Source organism: Mesorhizobium sp. CNPSo 4671, from assembly GCF_057784245.1.
Window position 1 is genome coordinate 759,582 of the sequence record NZ_JBWLUW010000001.1, and the last position, 21,368, is coordinate 780,949.

The 21,368-nt window shown below is 58.7% G+C and carries 14 protein-coding genes; 3 read left to right on the plus strand and 11 right to left on the minus strand.

Features of this window, described 5'->3' with window-relative positions:
- Positions 1–119: 119 nt before the first annotated feature.
- The 5 genes from AC04SF_RS03460 to AC04SF_RS03480 all read right to left on the minus strand — a co-directional run bounded on the left by AC04SF_RS03460 (position 120) and on the right by AC04SF_RS03480 (position 5,865).
- Positions 120–1,715, minus strand: a complete 1,596-nt coding sequence (locus AC04SF_RS03460; protein ID WP_488476500.1) for a DHA2 family efflux MFS transporter permease subunit — start codon at positions 1,713–1,715, stop codon at positions 120–122.
- Between the two features lie 4 nt (positions 1,716–1,719).
- Entirely contained in the window at positions 1,720–2,781 is a 1,062-nt protein-coding gene (locus tag AC04SF_RS03465) for an HlyD family secretion protein (protein ID WP_488476501.1), read from the minus strand.
- Positions 2,782–2,940: 159 nt separating this feature from the next.
- Positions 2,941–3,660, minus strand: a complete 720-nt coding sequence (locus tag AC04SF_RS03470) for an SDR family oxidoreductase (protein WP_488476502.1) — start codon at positions 3,658–3,660, stop codon at positions 2,941–2,943.
- Positions 3,661–4,031: 371 nt separating this feature from the next.
- Positions 4,032–4,778, minus strand: a complete 747-nt coding sequence (locus AC04SF_RS03475) for an SDR family oxidoreductase (protein ID WP_488476503.1) — start codon at positions 4,776–4,778, stop codon at positions 4,032–4,034.
- A 100-nt stretch (positions 4,779–4,878) separates the two neighbouring features.
- Positions 4,879–5,865: an SDR family NAD(P)-dependent oxidoreductase gene (locus AC04SF_RS03480; RefSeq protein ID WP_488476504.1), complete on the minus strand. Its 987-nt coding sequence runs from the start codon at positions 5,863–5,865 to the stop codon at positions 4,879–4,881.
- Positions 5,866–5,988: 123 nt separating this feature from the next.
- Here AC04SF_RS03480 and AC04SF_RS03485 point away from each other — a divergent pair, with 123 nt between their 5' ends.
- Together AC04SF_RS03485 and AC04SF_RS03490 are read left to right on the plus strand one after the other, a co-directional pair.
- Positions 5,989–6,600, plus strand: a complete 612-nt coding sequence (locus AC04SF_RS03485) for a TetR/AcrR family transcriptional regulator (RefSeq protein WP_488476505.1) — start codon at positions 5,989–5,991, stop codon at positions 6,598–6,600.
- Positions 6,601–6,614: 14 nt separating this feature from the next.
- Complete coding sequence (locus AC04SF_RS03490; protein ID WP_488476506.1) at positions 6,615–7,943, plus strand: glucoamylase family protein; 1,329 nt, start codon at positions 6,615–6,617, stop codon at positions 7,941–7,943.
- 468 nt (positions 7,944–8,411) lie between these two features.
- On the opposite strand, the gene AC04SF_RS03495 is transcribed toward AC04SF_RS03490, so the two are convergent.
- From AC04SF_RS03495 to AC04SF_RS03510, 4 genes are all read right to left on the minus strand, one after another.
- The gene (locus AC04SF_RS03495; protein ID WP_488476507.1) at positions 8,412–9,641 is read right to left on the minus strand and encodes an MFS transporter; all 1,230 of its coding nucleotides are present in this window, start codon (positions 9,639–9,641) and stop codon (positions 8,412–8,414) included.
- 288 nt (positions 9,642–9,929) lie between these two features.
- The gene (locus tag AC04SF_RS03500) at positions 9,930–12,413 is read right to left on the minus strand and encodes a CoA transferase (protein WP_488476508.1); all 2,484 of its coding nucleotides are present in this window, start codon (positions 12,411–12,413) and stop codon (positions 9,930–9,932) included.
- A gap of 260 nt (positions 12,414–12,673) precedes the next feature.
- Positions 12,674–14,011: an aspartate aminotransferase family protein gene (locus tag AC04SF_RS03505; protein WP_488476509.1), complete on the minus strand. Its 1,338-nt coding sequence runs from the start codon at positions 14,009–14,011 to the stop codon at positions 12,674–12,676.
- A 37-nt stretch (positions 14,012–14,048) separates the two neighbouring features.
- Positions 14,049–15,704 carry a N,N-dimethylformamidase beta subunit family domain-containing protein gene (locus tag AC04SF_RS03510; RefSeq protein WP_488476510.1) on the minus strand — a complete coding sequence of 552 codons (1,656 nt, stop codon included), beginning with the start codon at positions 15,702–15,704 and terminating at the stop codon, positions 14,049–14,051.
- 254 nt (positions 15,705–15,958) lie between these two features.
- Here AC04SF_RS03510 and AC04SF_RS03515 point away from each other — a divergent pair, with 254 nt between their 5' ends.
- The gene (locus AC04SF_RS03515) at positions 15,959–17,611 is read left to right on the plus strand and encodes a N,N-dimethylformamidase beta subunit family domain-containing protein (protein WP_488476511.1); all 1,653 of its coding nucleotides are present in this window, start codon (positions 15,959–15,961) and stop codon (positions 17,609–17,611) included.
- A 546-nt stretch (positions 17,612–18,157) separates the two neighbouring features.
- On the opposite strand, the gene AC04SF_RS03520 is transcribed toward AC04SF_RS03515, so the two are convergent.
- Both AC04SF_RS03520 and AC04SF_RS03525 read right to left on the minus strand, forming a co-directional pair.
- Complete coding sequence (locus AC04SF_RS03520; protein WP_488476512.1) at positions 18,158–19,102, minus strand: MaoC family dehydratase; 945 nt, start codon at positions 19,100–19,102, stop codon at positions 18,158–18,160.
- Entirely contained in the window at positions 19,099–21,201 is a 2,103-nt protein-coding gene (locus AC04SF_RS03525; protein WP_488476513.1) for an acetate--CoA ligase family protein, read from the minus strand. The genes AC04SF_RS03520 and AC04SF_RS03525 overlap by 4 nt, the downstream gene beginning before the upstream one ends.
- Positions 21,202–21,368: the final 167 nt, after the last annotated feature.

Sequence of the window (21,368 nt, forward strand, 5' to 3'; positions counted from 1 at the left end):
TCGCGCTGGCGCGGAGCTGCTCCACCAGGTTTCGAAGGCAGCGGTATCGCCATCAAATGCGACTTCGGTGAGGTACTGGGCCAAGGCGGTGACACGGGGAACGCGCGCCTGTTTCATGGTCACTCCAGCGCGGCCTGAACGCCGGCGGCGGGCTTCACCTTGTTAAGGAGCAGAAGAAGCGGGAGCGTCGGCAACGTAAGCAGCATCATGAGCCGAAAGTCGTCGATATACGCGATCATGGCGGCTTGTTTCGTGATCATGGCGTTGAGCGCTGCCAAGCCCTGCAACGTATCCGTGGTCACGTGAGCGGCGACCATAGCGGGGCCGGACACGACATTGTAGGGCGTGATGTGCTCGGCAAGCGACGCGTGGAGCCGCTGAATGTTCTGGGTGAGAAGAAACGTCATCGAGGCGATGCCAACGGAGCTCCCGGTGGCTCGCAGCAGATTGAAAAAGGCGGTGCCTTCATTGCGAAGATTCGAAGGCAGCGTCGTGAACGCGACCGCGGACAGGGGCACGTACGCGAACCCGAAGCCGGCGCCCTGGATGAAGCCAGAGGAAATGATCGGCCAATTGTCCATGAGCACTGAAAAATGCGTCATTTGCACCAGCGAATAGGCGTACAGCGTAAGCCCCAGGGCCATCAGGGCCCGGCCGTCGATCCGCGCGATCACGCGCCCGACGATGAGCGTGGCGACGAACATGCCGACTCCACGGGGCACCATTACCAACCCCGTAAGGATCACCGGATATTGCAGTTCCTCCTGCAATAACGTCGGCGTGAGGGCCAATGTGACGTTCAGATCCGCGGCGATAATAAAGACGAATATGGTGGAGATGACGAAGTTTCTGTCTTTGAATAGAGCCAGATTTAGAAACGGCTGTGGTGATGTGATGGTGTGGACGACAAATATGTAGAACGTGATCGCGGCAATGCTGGCCTCGGTGATTATCTCGGTCGACGAGAACCAGTCGAGCAGCTGGCCCCGGTCGAGCATCATCTGAAATGCGGTGATGCTGATCGCCAGCATCGAGAAGCCGAGGAAATCGAAGCGGGAGGACTGTGCGTTGCGATTTTCGGGCAAGATGAAGAGAAGAATCGTAAACGCAACAATGCCAATGGGGACATTGATAAAAAATATCCAACGCCAGCTGTAGTCCTCAGTAAGCCAGCCTCCCAGCGCCGGGCCGAGGATCGGCCCCATGAACACACTCATACCCCAGAGCGACATCGCCCGGCCGTAATCTTTCGGCGGATTGATGTCCAACAGCACCGCCTGCGAGAGCGGCACCAGACCTGCGCCTCCGACGCCTTGCAAAAACCGGAACAGGACGATCTCAGGTAGCGACGTCGCCAGACCGCACAGCGCAGACGACAAGGTGAACAGGAAAATTGACACCAGGAAGACTCGGCGGCGACCGAGTTGTCCGGCCAGCCAGCCGGTAAGCGGGATGGCGATGGCTGATGCGACGATGTAGGAGGTGAGAATCCATCCCATCTGGTCTTGGGTAGCGGACAACGTTCCTTGCATTTGCGGCAGGGCCACGTTGGCGATCGTCGAGTCGATCGACTGCATGACAGTTGCCAGCAGCACCGAAGCCGTGATCAGGCCGTGGTATGGTATTCGCTTAAACTGTTGTTCGGGCGGAGCCGTCGCGCGGCCGAGGGCGACGTGCGATGGTGGTGGCGGCGCTTCAGCGACATCCGCAGTCATTGTTTCAGTTCCAGAATTCCAGCGAACGACGATGTTCGGTGTCGACCTCCGCCTCGACGCTCATGCCCGCAGCCAAAGGCGATTTGTGGTCGGCGTCGTTGATGGAAATGCGTACTGGCAACCGCTGGACCACCTTGACCCAGTTGCCGGACGAATTTTCTGGCGGAAGCAAGGAGAAGCTTGACCCCGTACCGGGACTCGCGCTCGTTACGGTCCCGTGGAATAGACGCTGGGGGTACGCATCTACGGCCAGAGTGACGCTCTGGCCTGGGTGCATATAGGTGAGCTGTGTTTCTTTAAAGTTTGCCTCCACCCAGATGTCGGTGCTCGACATCAACGCGAACAAAGGCGTGGCCGCATTGACATGCGTGCCGACCTCGATTTGCTCGACTTTGGTGACGACCCCGTCGATTGGTGCGTGTACGACAGTGTAGGACAGGTCGAGCTTTGCGCGATCGAGCGCAGCTTGAGCTTGGCGGACCAGGGGGAAATTGTCGGCCGGCGTACTGAGATCGCCACCAAGGTCCGCGAGTGCGCTGGCGACGGCCTGCGCAGCGGCAGCAGCCTTCTGCTGCGCGGAGTCGAAATTGCTCTTGGCCAGGTCGAGTTGAGCGCTCGATGAGATGCCCTGCGGCTGCAGCTGGGTTTGACGCGTGTAGGCGCGAGTTTGGTACGCGAGATTGGCACGAGCGTCCGCTTCCTCCGCCACGCGTTGGTGATACGTCGCAAGCAACGCCGGCACTTTGAGGTGCGCCTCGTCGAGTTTGGCCTCCGCATCAGCAACGGCAATGAGGAAGGGCTGCTGGTCGAGCCGGAACAGAACCTGGCCTTTGGCCACCTGCTGGTTGTCTTCGACCTCGATTTCAGCAATTCGGCCGCCCACCTCCGTGCTTATCTGTACACGCGCTGCCTGGACGTAGGCGTCGTCGGTGGCTTCGTAGCGTCCGCCGGTAATGTAAAATCCGAACGCCACGGCCAGCGCGATAATCGGTCCACCGATCAACAATAGCCGCCGGCGACGCGCTATCCAGCTCTTTGGCTTCGCTTCGACGTCAACGTTAGCCATGGTTCGAGCACGCATTCGGCTGTGGGAGCCATGACCCGGTTATTTCAGCGGCGACCCAAGCGAGGGATTGCAAACAGAAGACCGCGAACTGCGAAAGCGTAGCGCCGCCTGTCGTAGCGGCACGCTGCCCACTCCTAAGGGGTTCAAGGCCGTCCGACCTCATGCCGCGGCTTTTCCAATGGATCCGCCGCCATCGACGAACAGGGTCTGACCGGTGATATAGCTGGCATCTTCCGAGAGCAGGAAGGCCACCGCCGCCGCGATCTCCTCTGGCTGCCCCAGACGCCGCATCGGGATGTTGGCGAGAAAGAGGCGCTCGGCCTCGCTGCCACGGGGCGTGTTGCGGTGGAACAATTCCGTCTCGATGGGTCCCGGTGAGACGGAATTGACGGTGATGCCTGTCTCCGCCAATTCGAGCGCCCAGGTCCGTGTGAAGCTTCCGAGCGCTGCCTTGCTGGCTGCATAGGCGGTGCGCTTGACCATTCCAAGGGTCGTCAAACTGGTGATGTTGACGATGCGTCCCCAGCCTTTCTGCCGCAGAGTCGGTAGGATCGCTTGGACGGCATTGATCGGCGCATGCAGATTGAAGCTCATGAGCTCGTCGACGACGGCCAGATCGACCTCGCCCAGGGGATGCAGCTTTCCCACGCCGGCATTGTTGACCACGCCGTCGAATGAATGGCGCTGGGCAAGCTCGGCAAAGGCCGAAGCGGAAGCCTTGTCATCGCCGAGATCGACCGAGACGAGTGTTCCGGGAAAGGACGGAAGCGGATCCCTCGCAATACCGACGACTTCATGTCCTTCGGCGGAGAGACGTTTTGAGATAGCAAGTCCAATGCCTTTCGAGGCGCCTGTCACAAGAAAAGTGCGCTGAACCATGAACGATTAATCCTTATTCTGGATGGACATACGACGTTCGGCCTCGAGCTCCGCGCCGAATAGTATATCACGTGCTATAGAACAGTTGTGGAGCGGCCGCTATAGAATGTCAACGTGGATCACGCCGCGGCTCGCAGAGCTTATAGGGCCCGAGTGATGTAGGCGGTTGGGAAACAAGGGTATGGTGGGGGAGCAGCTTGCTCAGCCAGGGCGCGCTTTTTCCGCGGGGAATAAGCGCGCCCTGCAAGTCATTTTTTGCTGCATTCCGGTTTGGAAAGATGTGACCACTATCGGCCTTCGCTGGCGCGGTGATATACATCAGCTGCGCCATGGAGACATTCCCCCGACCCAGCTTGCAGTCGAGGATGCCCTCAGAGCTGCGACCAACCCCCGTCGATTGGAATCTCAAGGCCGGTCGTGAAGGTCGCGTCGAACGCAAGGAAGAGGACGGCCTTCGTGATCTCCTCCGAAGTCCCGAAGCGCTTCATTGGGACGATGCCGACTGTGTGCCCCTTAACGTGGTTCCGCATCTGCTCCTCGGGGAAAACCTTTTCCAGGATGCCCGTGTCGATGGGACCGGGCGACACCGCGTTGACGCGGATGTCCTGGGGAAGGAGCTCAGTTGCGAGCACCCGCGCGAAGGATCGCAGCGCTGCCTTGGCGGCGCCGTAGGTGGCTTGTCCGGGCAGTCCCTTGACATTGGCGACCGAGGTCGTGAGAACGACGGAGCCTCCCCGGTTGATCAGCGGCGCAAACTTCTGGACCGCGAAGAACGGCCCCTTTGCGTTGAGGTTGAACATCTCGTCGTAGATGGCCTCTGTCACGCCCGCGAAAGGCGTTGGCGTGCTGAACCCGGCGTTGACGAAGAGCAGGTCGATGGTGTCGAACTCGGCCTTCACCTGAGCGGCGAGAGCGTCGATGTCGCTCAACGACCGCGCGTCGCTCGAAACCACGATGGCGGCGCCTCCAAGCTCTTTTCGCGCCGATTCAAGACCCGCCTCCGAGCGACCCGTCACCAGCACCCGCGCGCCGCCGCCAAGGAGCATCTTGGCTGTCACAAGCCCCATGCCGCTCGTGCCGCCGATAATCACCACCCTTTTATCTTGATATCGATCCATGCGTACTCTCCTTGCGACGCCGAAGGCGCCTGGTTTTGAACTACGTTGTATGTTAATGAGGTGCAGAGACGGCGGTCAAGATAATTTCGAACTATTTATTTCAAAATGCGTTTGAGCTCTTTGTGTGTAACGGTACCGGGAACGATAAGTCGACGCCGGAGACCTTGGCGACGGCCAGCCATGCGGCTTCCTGGTTGGCGCGATCGTGGAGGTGTGGTTGGCGCTGCACCTCCATTGGGCCTGAGAACTTTCCTTGAGCCGAAGCGAAGAATTGCCCTGAGACGTCGGTTCCAAACTCCGACGCCTGGAGGTACCGACGGGATGCGGTCTCCGGTGTCTGATTCATGCCGGGAATGAGGTTCACGATTGGAATCATTAGATACTTCACCAAGAAGCCAGCGTTGCGTGCCACCTTGGTGTCGTTCGACGCACCCGGTGAGACGGCGTAAACGGCCATGCCGGCGGGGAGCCTGCGCGCCAGCGCCGCGACCCACCAAGCGACAATGAGCTTCGCGTCGGCATACGCATTGTTGGGCGAATACTTCACGTTCGGCCCGTTGCGAATCAGGGCTTCGATAGCGTCGGCTCGGTAGCCCTGAAAGCTCTTCGCCGCGAGGGCCGGCACGTCGGCGTACTTGAACATGGGTACGCCCCCGCGGGCCGGCTCCGCACTGGTGATAACAATCCGCGCGTCGGGGCTAAGTAGGTCGGCGCGAAGCAGCCCGACAGTCAGTTGGTGATGGCCGATCAGCGGGGCCTGAGAAGCCTCAACGCCCATCGGAGTGATCACGCGCTCCTTGGTGGGGACCATTCCGGCATTGAGGAGCAGGAAATCGATCGCCCGACCTTGTTTGACCAGCTCGTCAAGCGCGGACTGGACACTGGCAGGCGTGTCCAACTCCAGCTCCAGAGGCGTGAAGATCTGCCTTTTGGTCTCGGCCGAGAGCTGAGCGGCCGCTTCCTGCGCTCGAGCCAGGCTGCGCCCGGTAACGATGATCTGGTTCCAGCCCTCTTGGGCGAGAGAGCGGGCTGCGGCAAAACCCAGCCCGGAGGTTGCGCCAGTGACGAGTGCGATGGAATGTTTCATGGGCGGCTCCTTGATGAAGGTTAAGGTCTAAGGAGTCCCGCGCGGTAGGGGGCCGCCTTGTCATTTTTGAACTGTTTGATTATATATTGGCGTAAAGACAGGGGTCAAGGAGTTTAGAACTAAATGTTTCAAAATGCTGAGAGGCCTCGTGGACGCCCACGTAGCTTTGATGAGAAGGACGCGCTGGAAAAGGCAACCCGGGTGTTCCGGTCGAAAGGCTACGACGGAGTGACCATTGACGATCTCGTCGCAGGCATGGGTGTCGGACGGCCAAGCCTATATTCCGTCTTCGGCGACAAGCGGGCGATATTCCTGCGCGCCCTTCGGGCCTATGCCGAAGCGAAGGGCGCCCGCGCCGCGCAGGCGCTCTTCTCGCCGACGACCCTTCGCGATTCGCTGGCCGGCTTCCTGCGACACGCCGTCGAAAGTGCGACCGAGGAAGGACAAGCCCAGGGGTGTCTTCTGCTGTGCGTTGCGCCGCTCGTGGACGATGCCGAGGTCCGGCAGTTCCTGAAGGACGCGGCCGCCGGCGGCATGGCGCTGGTAGAACGCCGGTTCTACGACGCCATCAGCGCGGGAGAGCTACCGTCTGACTTTCCGGTATCCGCGCGCGCGGGCCAGGTGCTCGACCTGTCGCGCGGTCTGACCATGCGTGCGCAGATGGGCATGCCGCGCAAGACGCTTCTGAAAGACGCCGAGGAAGCGGCCGAGTTGGTGCTATTGCCGCGACGCTGAGATGGCGCCAGAATATGGCCAGTGATAGCCCCAAGCCGGATGCGCAGACGGAGTGGTCCATCGAATCCTTGTTGGCCGATCTGCAGGACGCCTCGTTTCAGTACTTTACCGAGGTCGTTAATCAACAAAACGGTCTTGTTCGCGACCGCAACCGCGTGGGTGCACCGGCTTCGATCGCCGCTACCGGCATGGGTTTTAGTACCCTGCCAATCGGCGTTGCTCGCTCAGTTGTCAGCCGGGAAGAGGCGGCCGAATATACCCTGAGAACCCTCGGGTTTCTCTATGAACTGCCCCAAGGGCCAGAGCCTGACGCGTCGGGTTACAAGGGCTTCTTCTACCACTTTCTTGACATTGATACTGGCCGTCGGGTCTGGAACAGCGAACTCTCGACCATCGATACCGCGATCCTCATGGCGGGAATCGTCATCGTGGGCGCCTATTTCCGCGAGGATAGCGAAACCGAAACGCTCATCCGCGACTATTCCCAGCGGCTTTATCATCGTGTCGACTGGGCCTGGGCGCTGAACGGCGAGGCCACCCTCACGCATGGCTGGAAACCGAAACGCGGCTTTCTGAAGGACCGCTGGACGGGGTTTGACGAAAGCCTGATTCTCTACGTTCTTGCCCTCGGTTCGCCGACGCACCCAATCCCCCAGGATATTTGCCCCGCCGCGCGCGCCAGCGGTTATCTTTGGGCTGAGGTCGGAGGCGAGGAGCATTTTCACGCCGGGCCGCTCTTCATCCACCAGATGTCACAAATATGGATCGATTTCCGCGGAATCCAGGATCCGCCAACGCGGGAAGTCGGCATCGACTATTTTGAGAACAGCCGGCGGGCGACGTATGCCCAGCGCAGCTATGCCAGCCAGAATCCGCGTGGCTTCAGAGGCTATCATGAAAATAGCTGGGGCATAACGGCAAGCGACGGTCCGGGGCCGTTGCGCCGAACAATCGACGGCAAGAGACGCACCTTTCACGGCTACATAGCGCGCGGCGCGCCCGGCGGACCGGCTGACGGCATGCTGTCGCCATGGGCCACGGCGACCTCTTTGCCCTTCGCACCCGAGATTGTGATACCGGCGCTATGCCACTTTCACGAGATCGGTCTGCGCGACGATTACCCTTACGGCTTCACCGCCAGCTTCAACCCGACTCTTTGCAAGGACGGCTCGGAGCGTGGCTGGGTTGCGCCGGAACAAATCGGAGTTAATCAAGGACCAATCGCGCTCATGATCGAGAACTACCGTTCCGGCCTTCTGTGGGAGATAGCGAAGAGTGCGCCATACATAGTCGATGGCCTCCGGCGAGCCGGCTTCACCGGCGGCTGGTTGGATGGCGCGTGAAAGACACTGCGTCGCATTCAACGACGCGCGAAGGCTTTCGCCGCTCTGTTGCCAGGAACTATCCGCAACGGCCTGGCGCCGGCTCGACGCGCGCGCAACGCAACCTGTCATCATTGCATGGGCTTAAGGTAGGGCCGCCAAGGGCTGTGCAATTCCGCCGGCATAGCAGTCAATTTAACATAATGGATATTATGAGAAGCTAAGCATTTTGTTTTAATATATAAAATGTAGTTCCATAACTAAACTTCTGCCGTTTGTGGTCGAAGAGCGAATCCGCAAACGATTGGACGGTTCTACAATAAGGGATCGACTGGGGTTCTTGGAAGCTTTTCGAACATTCTGGGTCGCGCCTCCTAGATCTGCTGGTGAGGCTCGGCGAGGAGCATTGGTCTAGCGACCATTTTTCGGTGGATTTTACGCATCCAACGGTTTGTTACGCCTTTAGACGGGTGGGGCCGCGAACCGTGTTCAATGCTCGTCACCTTCGCATGGCAGACAAGGTGGTTTACGGAGCCTGCGGGAAGCCTGTTCGGCTTTGCGCCTTTCGATGTAGACGGCGAATGCCACGAGACTCGCGCTGCACGAAGCGATGGTCAGTGGCAACGCAACTGGACCACCAACGTCCATAGCGGATCCGGCGCCCATGGGGCCTAGCATCCCACCGATACCCCAACAAAGCGCGCAAGAAGCGTTTCCGACTACGAGCGTTTGCCCGCTAAACTCGTTGCCGATGTGGATGACTGACATTGTGTACACCCCATAACCCAAGCCACCCATCACGACCAGCAGGGGCCAGATTGCCGGGGAATGAATAAGAGGGGTGAGTGCGATTGCGCAGGAGCCTGTCGTCGCAGCACAGGCCAAGATCACGCCGCGAGCTCCTATTCGCTCAACTGCCAAGCCGAGCGGGATCTGCAAGAGAATGTTGCCCAAGGACATGGCAGCTAACATTGCCGCAATCGTTCCCGTGGCCACGTCATGCGCCCTGGCAAATACAGGCATCAATGTGAAAACACTCTGCTGACTTGCCGCCGCCATTGTAACGGCCAAAAGCGGAAAGGGAGCCTTCCCGGCAAATTCAAAAAATCCAACCGTCGATATGTCTGTGTGCGGATTGTCGAGACCAGACATGTTGCGAGATACAATGCCCAGTATTCCGGCACAGGCAGCCAGAGCAACGATGATCACAAAGAATGGTGCCCAACTTTCGGCACTCACGACGGTCAGTGTGAGAGGCCCAAGCGCGAAGCCTGCACTGAGCAAGGTGTTGTAAAACCCCATTACCCGACTGCGGCGCCCTGCCGGCGAAAGCGCCAGAGCCCAGAATTCGCCAAGGATAAACAAGGGATTGATGAAAATTCCAATGAGGAAGCGAAGCGGGTACCAAGCAAAACCGTTTCGGCAAATACCAACCATGAGGAAGCAGGTGGCCGCCATGAGCGCGCATGTCACAGCAAGACGTCTTGCCCCGAAAAGCCTGACTGCCAAAGGAACGATGGGTGCGGATAACAGAAGTCCAGTGGGTGTCATCGCAGCCGAAAGCCCGATTAGTCCCGGAGGCATCCCTCTGTTTTGCATCAGTAGCGCAAACAAAGGGTAGCTTAACCCCTGCGCTGCTCCGAAAACTCCCAGCGCTGATATTATTCCAATCAGCGCACCCCACGTGCCAGCTGGCGCTGTCTCCGGTTCACCTGCCACCAAAAAGACCCAATAAATTCCCCCACTTTACGCCGTTGGTCACCACTGGCCCGAAGCCACTTGACTGGTCATCGTAGCTGCAACGGCCAGGCGTGGTGATCAATGGTCCAAGCGGGTGCGAGTTGGGACACTCCGTCATCAGTCGTCCTGAGGCACTCGAGTTGTTTCGCAGCTCGCCTGAGTTTGCCCATTGGGTAGTCTCCCAAGCCCCGCCGAGGTGCATCCGCGCCATTCAGTGGGCAGTCCGAACGAGACTGCCCATTGAATGAAACTTGTTGGGAACATTATTCATTCAGGAAGATAGTATTCGCACCACTCGTCAACTGCCACCCGCCGGCGAACCATCGAGTCTATCTCGGCGGTGTCGAAACCCAACTTTTCGAGAATGCTCCTTGTAGACACGCCATATTTCTCGGCCGGAGGATGCGCCTTGATTGTTCCGTTTCTTATGCGGATCGCGCAGGGAGCAAACAGATCGACCCAGCGGTCCGCACCTTCGATCTGATGGCGAACGAATTGATACGTCCCGTCGCCTTGGTCGACCTCGTCTCCATCCTTGAGATAACGATCACGCAACTCGGCAATTGATGAGGGCACAACGACCCCGAGATCAAGCCTCGTCAATACCGTGACCCAATCAGCTGCGGTCCTCGCGCGAATGTACTGCTCGATCTGCCGCTCCTTGTCGGCATCAGTGCCGGCTTCGTCCAGTCCAAGTTCCCGCAGCAGCGTGTCGAACTCATCCCAATTCGCGCATGCGAGGAAAATCCATTTATCGCTCGCTCGATAGAAACGATAGCCGGCCCAGTTCCCTAGGACGTCTCTGCCGCTTGGTTCGTCGAAAGGAGGTCGGCCGGGATAATCATACATAAAGGGTGCCTGAATGAGCTGCCCCGCCGCGGCAAGCGACGATCTTGCGCGCGACACTTTCTTCTGATCCATCCGCATGACCAGCGCAGCACCAGCAGCGCAAGCTGCCAGATATCCGCCGAGCACGTCGATAGTGCCAAAATGGGCATGTTCCTCAGGCGTATCGCGCCCGCCACCGAAACGGATCATGACGCCCGTCATCGCCTGGACGGTGTCGTCATAGCCCGGGTGATCGCTCATCGGGCCGCGGCCAGGGCCGCCGAAGGCATCCACCTGACACAGGATCACCTTCGGATTGATCTTCCTGAGCGACTCTTCATCCAGTCCCAGCCGGTCAACCTGGCGATCGGTGCCGTTGAACGTGATCACATCCGCCCATTGGATCAGCCTGTCCAGCACCACGCGCCCCTCATCGGTGGTTATGTCCGCCAGGATGCTTCGTTTGCCGCGTCCTGCCTGCATGCCGAACACGATCGTGTTCCACGGATCAAAAGTGGATTTGACCGGGTCTAGTTTGATGATCTCTGGACCAAATCGGGAGAGAAACGAGGAAATCGTCGGCCCGGCGATTACGTTTGTCATATCCAGGATCTTCAGGTCGTCGAGCCAAGGGCCATTGTTGCCGTTCGCGGATACACTGTTCCTAGGGGCGTCCCATGAACTGATGAAATCGGCAACGGGCGCTGATTTCCGCGTAACATTGGCCGCATCGCTTTGATCGGCTTCCCGCAACCAAGCCAGTGGGCCGAAAGACCGCAGAACGCCGAAGCTGGGATCGTTTGTCTCGACGATCAACCCTGCCTTGATTGCATGCGCGGTGTGGATCCATTCCTGTGTCGTTCTGTGCGCTCGAGCCGGCACTCGGCCATCGCCTAGCTTCTGCTCCCAGGAGAAAGCCGTGTCGGTCGCAAAAGCCTTGGCCATTCGTTCCGAGACTATGGCTGCCCATTTAGCGGAAAGCGGATAGTGACCGAGCGCACAATCTTCAGCCCATTCCGTCATCGGCCTATACCAGTCATCCTGTTCTGGAATGCCGAGCGCCTTCACTTCATCCCAAATGCCCAGCACCTGCAAAGCTCGCTTCGCATGGGCGGTGTGTGATGCGCAAACGACGTAGATCATTCGCCCGTCAGCGCACTTGTAGCTTCGGTAAAAGGGGTCCAGAAACTCCTGGAGCTCTCCATATTCCATGTTCAGCGCCATTCCGTTGGCGTGCCGCCGTTCAATCTCTTTTTCCCGGGGTGATTTGTAACGTTCCGGGTAGTTCTCGACACGTTGCGAATTGTAGGCCAATCCCTCCATCAAGGCAGAGGCCAGCGGCACCTCGACGTGCACTCCACGGCCTGTTCGGCCACGATTGTAAAGGGCATAGAGTACCGCGTTCGTGCCCAGGGCCGCACCGTAGGCCGAGGCCAGTGTCAGTGGAGAAAAGCTTGGGTTGATACCCATCAGGACGCGGTTCAGCCCCATGTCAGTGAACTGGCCGGAAGCTGCGGAAATGACGGCTTCGAAAGCTCGCAAGTGCGCGCGCTCTTTATCTGTGGAAGCAAAGCCAGGCAGTGAAAGGTAGACAAGGCCTGTATTTGCGGCAAAACTCTCGAAGGAAAGGCCAAGCCGTTCCATCACCCCCGGTCGAAAATTTTCGATCAGAATGTCTGCCCTCGCAACGAGCTCGCGCGCCTCTTTGAGGTCATGAGGATCCTTCAGATCCAATTCGACTGTTGTTTTGTTGCGTGCGAGGATCTTGCTGGTTGGATGCTTCCACCGGTGGCCGCCTTTCGGCGTAATGCTGATCACCTCCGCCCCAAAATCGGCGAGGATCATGCCCGCAGCGGGGCCGGCCACGTAATGCCCAAAATCAACAACTCGGTAGCCCTTGAGTGGCTTCAACGCGCTCTGCACAATGTGCCTCCAAAAAATGAATTTCTTAAAATTCTATCGCTAGAAACAACAGCTAGGTTGACTTAAGCGGAATGGCTATTCACCTTTCCGGACACGACCGAAAGTTGACGCCTAGACTGCCTTGCCCTGGGCAAAGGCGCTAGCGGTAAGCCTCGTGGCCGAGCACTTTCCTCGACCGTCGCAAATCCGGAATTGTCCGCAGCTCTGAAATGCTTCGTGCGTGTCGGAGGGAAACTATCCGTACCGCAGTCGCTTTCAGCTCAGCCGCTAAGGCCCGCCACCGCCGCGTCCACGGCCTCACCGAGGCGCTCGACTATGTCGGTTAGTTCCGATGATGAGACGATGTACGGCGGCGCGACGATTATGTGATCGCCATTGACGCCATCTGCCGTTCCAGTTGACGGATAAATGCAAAGACCACGTGAGAATGCCTCTTGCTTCACCCGCTCGTTTACCTTCAGATTTGGCTTGAATGGCGTTTTGGATGAACGGTCCTGAACAAACTCGATGGCCCGGAATAAACCCCGGCCCCTGATATTGCCAACGTGTCTGTGGTTTCCTAAACGGTCTGTCAGCAATGCCTCGAGTTTGGCTCCTGCCTCGACCACGTTTGCAAGAAGATTTTGTTCCTGGATAATCCGCTGGACCTCCAGGGCGCCAGCGCACGCAACCGCGTGTGCTTGATAGGTTTGACCGTGGATAAAGCTGCCTGATCCGGCTCGGAGTGCATCGATTATCTTGCCGGCGACGAGGATGCCGCCTATCGGCTGATAGCCACCGCCGAGGCCTTTCGCGACAGCCTGTATGTCGGGTGAAACGCCTTCCTGCTCCCAGGCATGCGTTGTTCCCGTGCGGCCCATCCCGCACATGACCTCGTCGAGAATGAGCAAGGCGCCATATTTGTCGCAAATTTCGCGCATTGCTTTGAAATAGCCCGGCACTGCGGTAACGCAGCCTGTAGCGGCTCCGACAACGGTCTCTGCGCAGAAGGCCGTAACGGTGTCGGCCCCTAGGCGCTGAAATTCGGCGTCCAGTTCAGCCGCAAGCCGATCAACATACTGCTCGTCGCTCTCCTCAGGCATCTGGTAGCGATATGCAAAACAGGGGGAGACGCGACTGAAGGCTTCGCTGAGAATAGGTTCGTAAGGCGCTCGCCGCGCCAAGTGTCCCCCTGTGGAAAGCGCACCAATCGTCACGCCATGGTAACTCTGCCGTCGCGCGATCACCCGGAAGCGCTTCGGTTGACCGATTTCCAGGAAATACTGTCGCGCGAGTTTGACCGCGGCTTCCATCGCCTCCGAGCCGGAACTTACAAAGAAAGCGTGGGTCAAACCGCCCGGCTCGTCACCGAGAAGCAGATCAGCCAACGCCTCGGCCGGTTCGGATGTAAAGAAGCCCGTATGAGCATAGGCCATCTTTGCCGACTGGGCAGCGATCGCGTCGGCAACCCGGCGGTTCCCATGCCCGATACAGGCGACAGCGGCTCCTCCGGATCCGTCTATGACCGATCTGCCATCTGAAAGGTGCAGCCAAATGCCGTCTCCCGAAATTGCTGTTTCTGGAACGTCATGGACTGTGCGTTGGATAATTCTGCTCATTTAGTCCTCCGGCAGGGGGTACGTGCGCTCTCCACGATCAACGCGCGGTCCCGTGTCCGATGAAACGATCAAGAACATTGCTCGTAAGCTTTTCGACAAAAGGATCCTTGCCAAGGAGGCCTGAAACCCACTCGCACGTAGCCGCGTTGAAGATAGTGCCCTTGCCGCGGTCGAAGCACACAATCATGCCCGAGCCGCGCTTTACAGAATCGACCGCTGAATCGTCTGTGCGCCGAAGCTTCTGATAGGCGACGCCCTCGCTGTCCATGTGCCCTATGAACAGCGTAGAGCCAGGATTGCCGTGGTCCGCTTCGAAAGTCGTCGCAACATTCATGGCCAGTATCTCCATATCTGGAGACGCTCCATCGCTGCCCGTCGCATATGGCAAGCCATTGCGGAACGTGTAGTCACAGCCATCGACCTCGTAGCCGAAGACTTTCGAACCGGCGCCGAGCTGGTCGCCATAGTAGAGGTCGGTGCCAGCGAAAGCCCAATGTTCGGGACGATAGACGGTAAACCCGCCTGAAGCGCGGGGCGCGCAGCCGCCCCAGCCGGAATAGATACCGCTGGACCCATTCAGGCCAAATGTCAGCGTTCCCGGCCTGCCGACCTCGACGTCTTCCCAAGACGTGCTGAGCAGGTGTTTGCGCTCGGTGTCGCGGACCGGATCATGCTGATAGGCTTCGGTCTTGTAGCAAACCTGGCGCCCGCCATCGTCTTCGATCCGGATCTGCCAGGTAAAGTTGCCGGCGAACCGGGCAACATTGCCGCCCTTCTCGACATAGCTTTCCAAGTTGTCGCGCATCTCCTTGCTCCAGTATTCGTCATGGCCGACCAGCACCACGCATTTATAGCCCTCCAGGAGACCGGGTATCAGTTGAAGGTCATATTGGGTCGCGACGTCGACCGTGTAGCCGTGCTTCTCCGCCCATCGGAAGAAGTGCCTCTCGTAGTACGCCCATCCGGCGGACGCATATTTCTTGCTGAAACCATTCGCATAAGCCCATTCCATGTGCGGATAGCGGATCGCAGCTCCCATCGATGGCGGATCGGAAAACAGGATCCGAGGGGCGCCTTCCGGCAGCCATGCAAATCCGCGGCTGAACGGACGCAGCGTGCTCACGACGGGAGACGCGCGATCGCCATTTTCTCCCGTGATGCCTTCATAGTGATTGGAGCCGCCCCAATCATTGTAGGCAACTGCAGTGCCAGTGCAGGTGATGAAGAGGATCGCATCGGGCGCCGAAGGCGAGGGCGCTCGAACCACAACAGGAAAATGGTGGTCGAAATGCTGTCCCTTATCGTCGTAGGCGCGAATGTGAACAATATAACCGCCGCTAGTCCAGGCCGGGGTTTCGAATTCGAGAGCAACTGGCCAGCCGCAGCCATTGACCGAGCAGTCCCTGGGAGTCCTGTAAAAGACGCCCGGGATATCGAGCTTTGAGAACACTTCGGTTTGTTTGACCCCGTCTCGGTAGATGCGGATGTCGTATTTCGTCCCGGTGGTGCAAGTGTGGATCCTGAATGTGTCGCCCGGCTTGTAAGACAGCCGGTCTGCGTAGCACCACGCCCCAAGATGCGTCTTGTCTGCCAACGGCAATTCATGAAAGTTCTCGAACGTGGCGTTCGGCCATTCGACGTGGACGGTTACGCCCCGTGTTGGCGCATGGGGGCCTGGCTTTAGGGCATTCATCGGGACCTCGAAAAAGCGAGAAATATGCCGACAATCTGCTCCGTCGAGATTCGTCTGCTTGACGTTTTCGGAGCAATGTTATTCCAAATCGGAACCGATTTTCCCGCCGTCCGGGCCAGGCATCGATGCTGTGATCCATCCAGCCGGGCCAGGATTGCGATGGCATGCCGAATCCGTGATCCGTTAGGCCGGAATTGTTAAACTCGAAGTTTTTTCCGGTCGTACCTTCAGGCTCAAACCTGCGAGGCTACCAAATGACGTCTGCAACTTCATATCGAAAGTCTCAAAACCGTGGATCGACCACCACCCACGGCGGCTGGGCAAATTCGATTATGGAGAACTTTCACGAATTGCCGGCCAGCGATAAGTCTGGCTTTGGCGTGTGGTGCTACGCAGACCGGCTGTCTTATAAGCCGGGCGACACGATCAACATCCACACCTGCGCTACGATGCGCGAGTTTGATCTCAGGATATATCGTGACGGACTGGATGAAACGGTGGTTCATCGCTCCGATGGGCTTGCCGGCGTCTTCCATGAGACACCCGAGGACTGTTCGGTCAATGGCTGTGGCTGGCCGGTGGCGCTCCAGATCCAGGTGACGCCGGAGTGGCGTAGCGGCGGTTATATCATCCACGTCAAGGGCCGAGACGATGTCAGGGGCGAGATAGAGCATCATTTCCCGGTCATCATCAGGGCTGCCGCACCCTCGGCACCTGACGCCATTCTGCTGATAGCTGCCACAGGCACTTGGGTCGCCTACAACGATTGGGGCGGATCAAACTTCTACGAAGGTATCGTTGGACCTGAAAAGAATGAGTTCTCTCCAGTTGTCAGTACTTTGCGCCCCTTTAGCAGAGGCTTCGCCTGGCTGCCGGTAGGTGCGCCAAGGGCGGTACTGTCGGAGCCTCCGCCCATGGGCGCTGCGGTCCGCTATCCACATATGGAATGGGCATACGCCAACGGGTTCAGCAAGAAATACGCCTCAGCGGGTTGGGCCACTTATGACAGGCATATGCTGCGGTGGGCCGAAGCCAACGGATTTACGGTCGACATGGCAACGCAGCACGATCTCCATGCAGATCCGGACCTTTTGACCAATTATCGTTGCGTGGTGTTCGTCGGCCACGATGAGTATTGGAGCTGGAACATGAGAGACGCCGTCGACCGTTACGTCGACGCGGGCGGGCACGTGGCACGCTTCGGCGCCAATTTCATCTGGCAGATCCGCATCGAGAAAAACGGGACGCAGCAGGTTTGCTACAAATCGAAGGGCCAGGACGATCCGATTCGCAGTACCGAAGACAGCCATTTGCTGACGGTTGGCTGGGAAGACATCGAGGTCAATCGTCCTGGCGCGCTTACCTTTGGACTGAATGGCGGGGGCGGCGTTCTGGCAGGTTGGGGAGGCTGCGCGCCACGCGGTTCGGGCGGCTTCACTGTTTATCGCCCGGACCATTGGGCGTTTGAAGGCACCGACCTCTATTATGGCGACCAGCTCGGCGCCGCTTCGAAGATTTTCGGCTACGAGGTCGACGGCTGCGACTACGTTGTCCAGAACGGTTTGCCTTTTGCGACTGGGAAAGATGGCGCGCCGAAAGACATGGAGATCGTAGCCATGGGCCTTGCGACCTCGGAGGAGCCAGATCACGGCAACCCTGGTTCCACCTTGTTCAACAGCGACGGGAGCATGCGCGGGATAGCACATCGGCGCTTACGGCGCTCCGATCCCGAGGCGCTAGACTCGGTCCGGCGCGGATCGGGGATGATTGTCTTTTTCAACCGAGGGAAGGGCAAGGTGTTCAATGCCGCGACATGCGAATGGGTTGTGGGGCTGATCAAGCGAGACCCCTTTGTCGAGCGCTTCACCCTGAACGTCCTCACGAGGTTCACATCGGCTGAAAACTAGCTTAAACTTTCGCCCGCCGCCTCCAACCTTGCTCTCTTGCGTCAAGAGACGCTCGATCGGCTTTCGGAGATGACCACCGTTGACAGGGAAACGACATGCTGATCGCCGGCGACCGTGGTCCTCTGGCCTCTGCCGATAGGCCTTCAACATCGATACGCATCCACACGCGACCGTGCTGAAAGGCCGGTCGTCAGCGCGATGCCGCGGCCCTAAAACCTCGGCATAGGCGCTGAGACGCTCACCGTCGCGGGACTCCTGATCCCCTTGAAGCGCCTGGCGGGCTTGGCACGGTTACGCCTCAACGGGGCGCCGGCGGCGACGACAGCGTGTCCGGCTTCCACGTCGTTCAAGGGTCAACGATCGCGGCAGCTTAGGCCAAGTCGTCGATTAACCGTCCATATGCGGGAAATTAACAAGGCATTTCCTGCTGTCGCGTTCGTAAAAGCTGCAAGCGCCGCCGAAGTTCGTTTGCCAACGAGACCTCGCCTGACCGTGATCTGCGCCCCTACCTCTGCTAAGGGGCCGCGGCGATTGGGTGAAACTCCTTTATTGGGGCGCCAGGAAGGTTGCCCATCCTGAAACCACTGGTGCGCCGTCCCGGGTGCATTGAAGCTCGATATTCAGCGTCCGACCCTCACTGCTGTCGCCAAATTGCAACGGCTTGCCAGAGTATGTGAGCACGTCGCCTGGCCAGATCATGTCATGGAATCGTGCCTTGAACCGGCGAACGTTTTCAGGTCCAAGCCAGTGCGCCGCGTAGGCGCCAAGAACTCCGGCATGGTGCATCCCGACTGAGAAGAATTCGGGGAACCCGTTGGCTCGTGCTGCCAGGCCGTCGTGGTGCGAGGTGCTGTCTTCACCTGAGGCGCCCTGGTATCTGATCATGTCGGTAAGGGTCAGACCGGGCATGGTTACAGGGCCTGGCCCGGCCTCGGGGAGGGGCCCGGCGACGGCCCGCGTCACCCTGTCCAGTTGGGACCTGGCGTCTCCACGGACGAAGAAAGGCCTGTCTATTGACCGTTCGGCAAACGATTGAGCTGCAGCATGTTCGGTGCGGATTGTAGTCGGTCTCCACTCGGCGACAAGGCATCCCTTCTTGTCGTGGAACGTTGTCTGCATCACGAAAAATTCGAGTTTGCCGCCCGCGCGCCCGGTTTTGAAGAAGTGTTCGGCGACTTTCGTAGATGCGGTCAACACATCGCCGGCACGCGGTGGCGGGCCGTGAAAGATGAACGTTTGTTCTCCATCCATCATGTGCCCCTTGTCGCCCCCCACGGCGGCGAGTTCGGAGCCTGCTGGCGGACGCTCGAGGATGTAGCCCCAATGGTAACCAGCGGTGACCAGGAAGGTCGGCGGGACTACTGCTTGTGGGTCGTCAATCCAAGAAGGTAGACTGCTGTAGAGGGTCCTTGCAAACCTGCGGATCGCACCCCACTCAATTGGTACGATGTAGTCTGGCCCGGATACGCCGACAAATGGATCGACAGTCATGAAAACTTCTCCAATTCAATCAGCGCGTCGACCGCGATGACATCCGAACCGTCGGTCATGAGGACCGGGTTGACGTCAAGCGAGACGAGGCGCATGCGGTTCGAGACCGCAAAATCTCCTATTGCCGCCGCGAAGTCGGTCAATGCCGAAATCGCTGACGAAGCAAGTTGATGGCTTGACTTCAGGCTCGAGATCGCCGTCCTGATTTGGGTTTTGGAGGCAGGAAGCAACACTGCAGTCGAATCCCACAGCCGCTCCACCTCGACGCCTCCGGCCCCCACTATGAGAGCGTGGCCATAAATTTCGCTCGACTTTATCCCAACGATAAATTCGGCGGTCGAGCCGGAAATCATTTTTTCAATGATGTATCCGCTAGGCTCGATTGCGATGCTCGCCAGTGCTGTCTTCATTCGTGACAACGCGTCCAGCAGTGCTTCCTCATTCTGGAGATCGACGGCTACGCCTCCGACCTTGTTCTTGTGGGGGATCTCAGTTGAGACCGCCTTCAAGACGACTGGGTACCCAATGTCGCGGGCGGCGTCGCAGACAGACTTCGCGTCGACGAGCCTGCGGTCGGGGAAGGCAATACCAAAGGCTGCCAGCTCTTCCTTTGAAGCCGCTTCATCCAGCAACTGCCTGCCGGCGCCTCTGGATATTGGACGGGGCAGTTCGATCCCTGCATCATCAGTGCCGGACAAAGCTCTTGTTCCATGCTTGACCGCTGTAGAGATGGCTGCGAAGGCGTCCTCGAGACCCTGCAGTGCTAACAACCCATTTTGCGCACAGAACGCGCTAGCGTCGTCCGACATGTTTTCTGGCAAGAGCGAGATCAGCGCCGCGCGCGTGCCCGTGTCTTGGGCGGCTCTTGCCCAGGCTCGCACTGTCGGTGTTCCATCAATCGGATGGAACTTGGTATGTTCTGTATGCATCAACGAAAAGTCGAACCCGTCAGAAAGGACGGTGCGAAAGCACTCATAAAGAGCCGGTTCGTTCTCGAGTGTCAGGCCAACCGTGCCTGTATAAGCCGCGTTGAAATCCAACGGGTTGGATACGCTGGCAAATTCGGGTAGTTGCGGGGCAAGCTTCTCACGCACTTCGCTTGAGAGGGCCGGGAATTCGATCTTATGGTCCAGCGCTGCATCGGCGAACATGGCTTTGGCCGAGCCGCTCGCAGTAAGGGCGGTAATCCGGTTTCCGGGCAACGAGCCAAATTTGTCAAAGACCTTCAGGGTTTCCGCAAACTGGGCGAGAGTTTTTGTTCGGATAAATCCCAACCGTTCGCAAAGTGCGTCGAACAGTTCGTCGTCTCCCGCTAGCGAGCCCGTATGGGTGGACGCCATCTCAATTCCCAGGATGCTTCTGCCTGTCTTCAACGCTATGACCGGGATGCCCCGTCGCCGCGGGGCAGCAGACGCCTCGGCCAAAGCCGAAACGTCTCCCGGACCTTCAAGGAAAAGCCCGATCGCCGTTATGCGAGGGTCAGATCCCAAGACATGGATCCAATCGGCGGGCTGCAGCATGGATTGGTTTCCCGTGGATACAGCCACGGCTGGTGTCACACCCCTGCAATTTCGGACAAACATCCCGGCGATGCCTCCGGACTGGGCGATGATTGCCACGCCTTTTTCCATGACCGGGGGAGCGTGGTCATTCATCGGCCAAAGCGCCAGGCGGTCCAGCCGATTGACGAGTCCGTTCGAATTGGGACCTACAATCGCCAGATTGCCGGCAGCTTGAGAGAGTTTCCTTTCGAGGCTAGCTCCCTCGCGGCCCATCTCACGGAAGCCGGCGGCGAAACAGACGGCCCCTCCCGCACCTTTTTGACGGAGGGCCTCAACGACCTCTATCGAGAGGTTCTTGTTGACGGAGATAAAGGCGGCGTCGGGCGCTCCAGGCAACTCGGATATGCTGGGCACGCAGGGAATTCCTCCGACCTCCGCCCGGACCGGATTCACGACGTGGATTTCGCCCTGGTATCCGGCGCGTTTCAGGATCTCGATAGCCGAGACGAGCGTCTGGCCGCCGATCAATGCCACTGAGCGTGGCGCGAGGAGGCGCTGAAGGTTGGCCCGTCTTGTATCGGTGAAAGTCAAAGTCATGCTTGTCCTGGGTATCTCGCTTGAAACTGCGGGAGTCCTTGAACTGCCGAGCCGATTTCAGGTTAAGTTTTAGGGGGAAGAGTCGGAGGCCGATCGAGTGAGCTCCCGTCTTCAACAGGGCAGGCCGTCCCTTTGACCAAACGATCCGATCAGGTAATTCGGCAGGC

Bases quoted from the DNA above. Each gene is read 5' to 3' on its own strand.
- AC04SF_RS03510 (WP_488476510.1), bottom strand. From the start codon at position 15,704: ATGAATGCCCTAAAGCCAGGCCCCCATGCGCCAACACGGGGCGTAACC.
- AC04SF_RS03480 (WP_488476504.1), bottom strand. From the start codon at position 5,865: ATGAAACATTCCATCGCACTCGTCACTGGCGCAACCTCCGGGCTGGGT.
- AC04SF_RS03460 (WP_488476500.1), bottom strand. From the start codon at position 1,715: ATGACTGCGGATGTCGCTGAAGCGCCGCCACCACCATCGCACGTCGCC.
- AC04SF_RS03520 (WP_488476512.1), bottom strand. From the start codon at position 19,102: ATGACTGTCGATCCATTTGTCGGCGTATCCGGGCCAGACTACATCGTA.
- AC04SF_RS03470 (WP_488476502.1), bottom strand. From the start codon at position 3,660: ATGGTTCAGCGCACTTTTCTTGTGACAGGCGCCTCGAAAGGCATTGGA.
- AC04SF_RS03475 (WP_488476503.1), bottom strand. From the start codon at position 4,778: ATGGATCGATATCAAGATAAAAGGGTGGTGATTATCGGCGGCACGAGC.
- AC04SF_RS03505 (WP_488476509.1), bottom strand. From the start codon at position 14,011: ATGAGCAGAATTATCCAACGCACAGTCCATGACGTTCCAGAAACAGCA.
- AC04SF_RS03525 (WP_488476513.1), bottom strand. From the start codon at position 21,201: ATGACTTTGACTTTCACCGATACAAGACGGGCCAACCTTCAGCGCCTC.
- AC04SF_RS03515 (WP_488476511.1), top strand. From the start codon at position 15,959: ATGACGTCTGCAACTTCATATCGAAAGTCTCAAAACCGTGGATCGACC.
- AC04SF_RS03465 (WP_488476501.1), bottom strand. From the start codon at position 2,781: ATGGCTAACGTTGACGTCGAAGCGAAGCCAAAGAGCTGGATAGCGCGT.
- AC04SF_RS03485 (WP_488476505.1), top strand. From the start codon at position 5,989: ATGTTTCAAAATGCTGAGAGGCCTCGTGGACGCCCACGTAGCTTTGAT.
- AC04SF_RS03490 (WP_488476506.1), top strand. From the start codon at position 6,615: ATGGCCAGTGATAGCCCCAAGCCGGATGCGCAGACGGAGTGGTCCATC.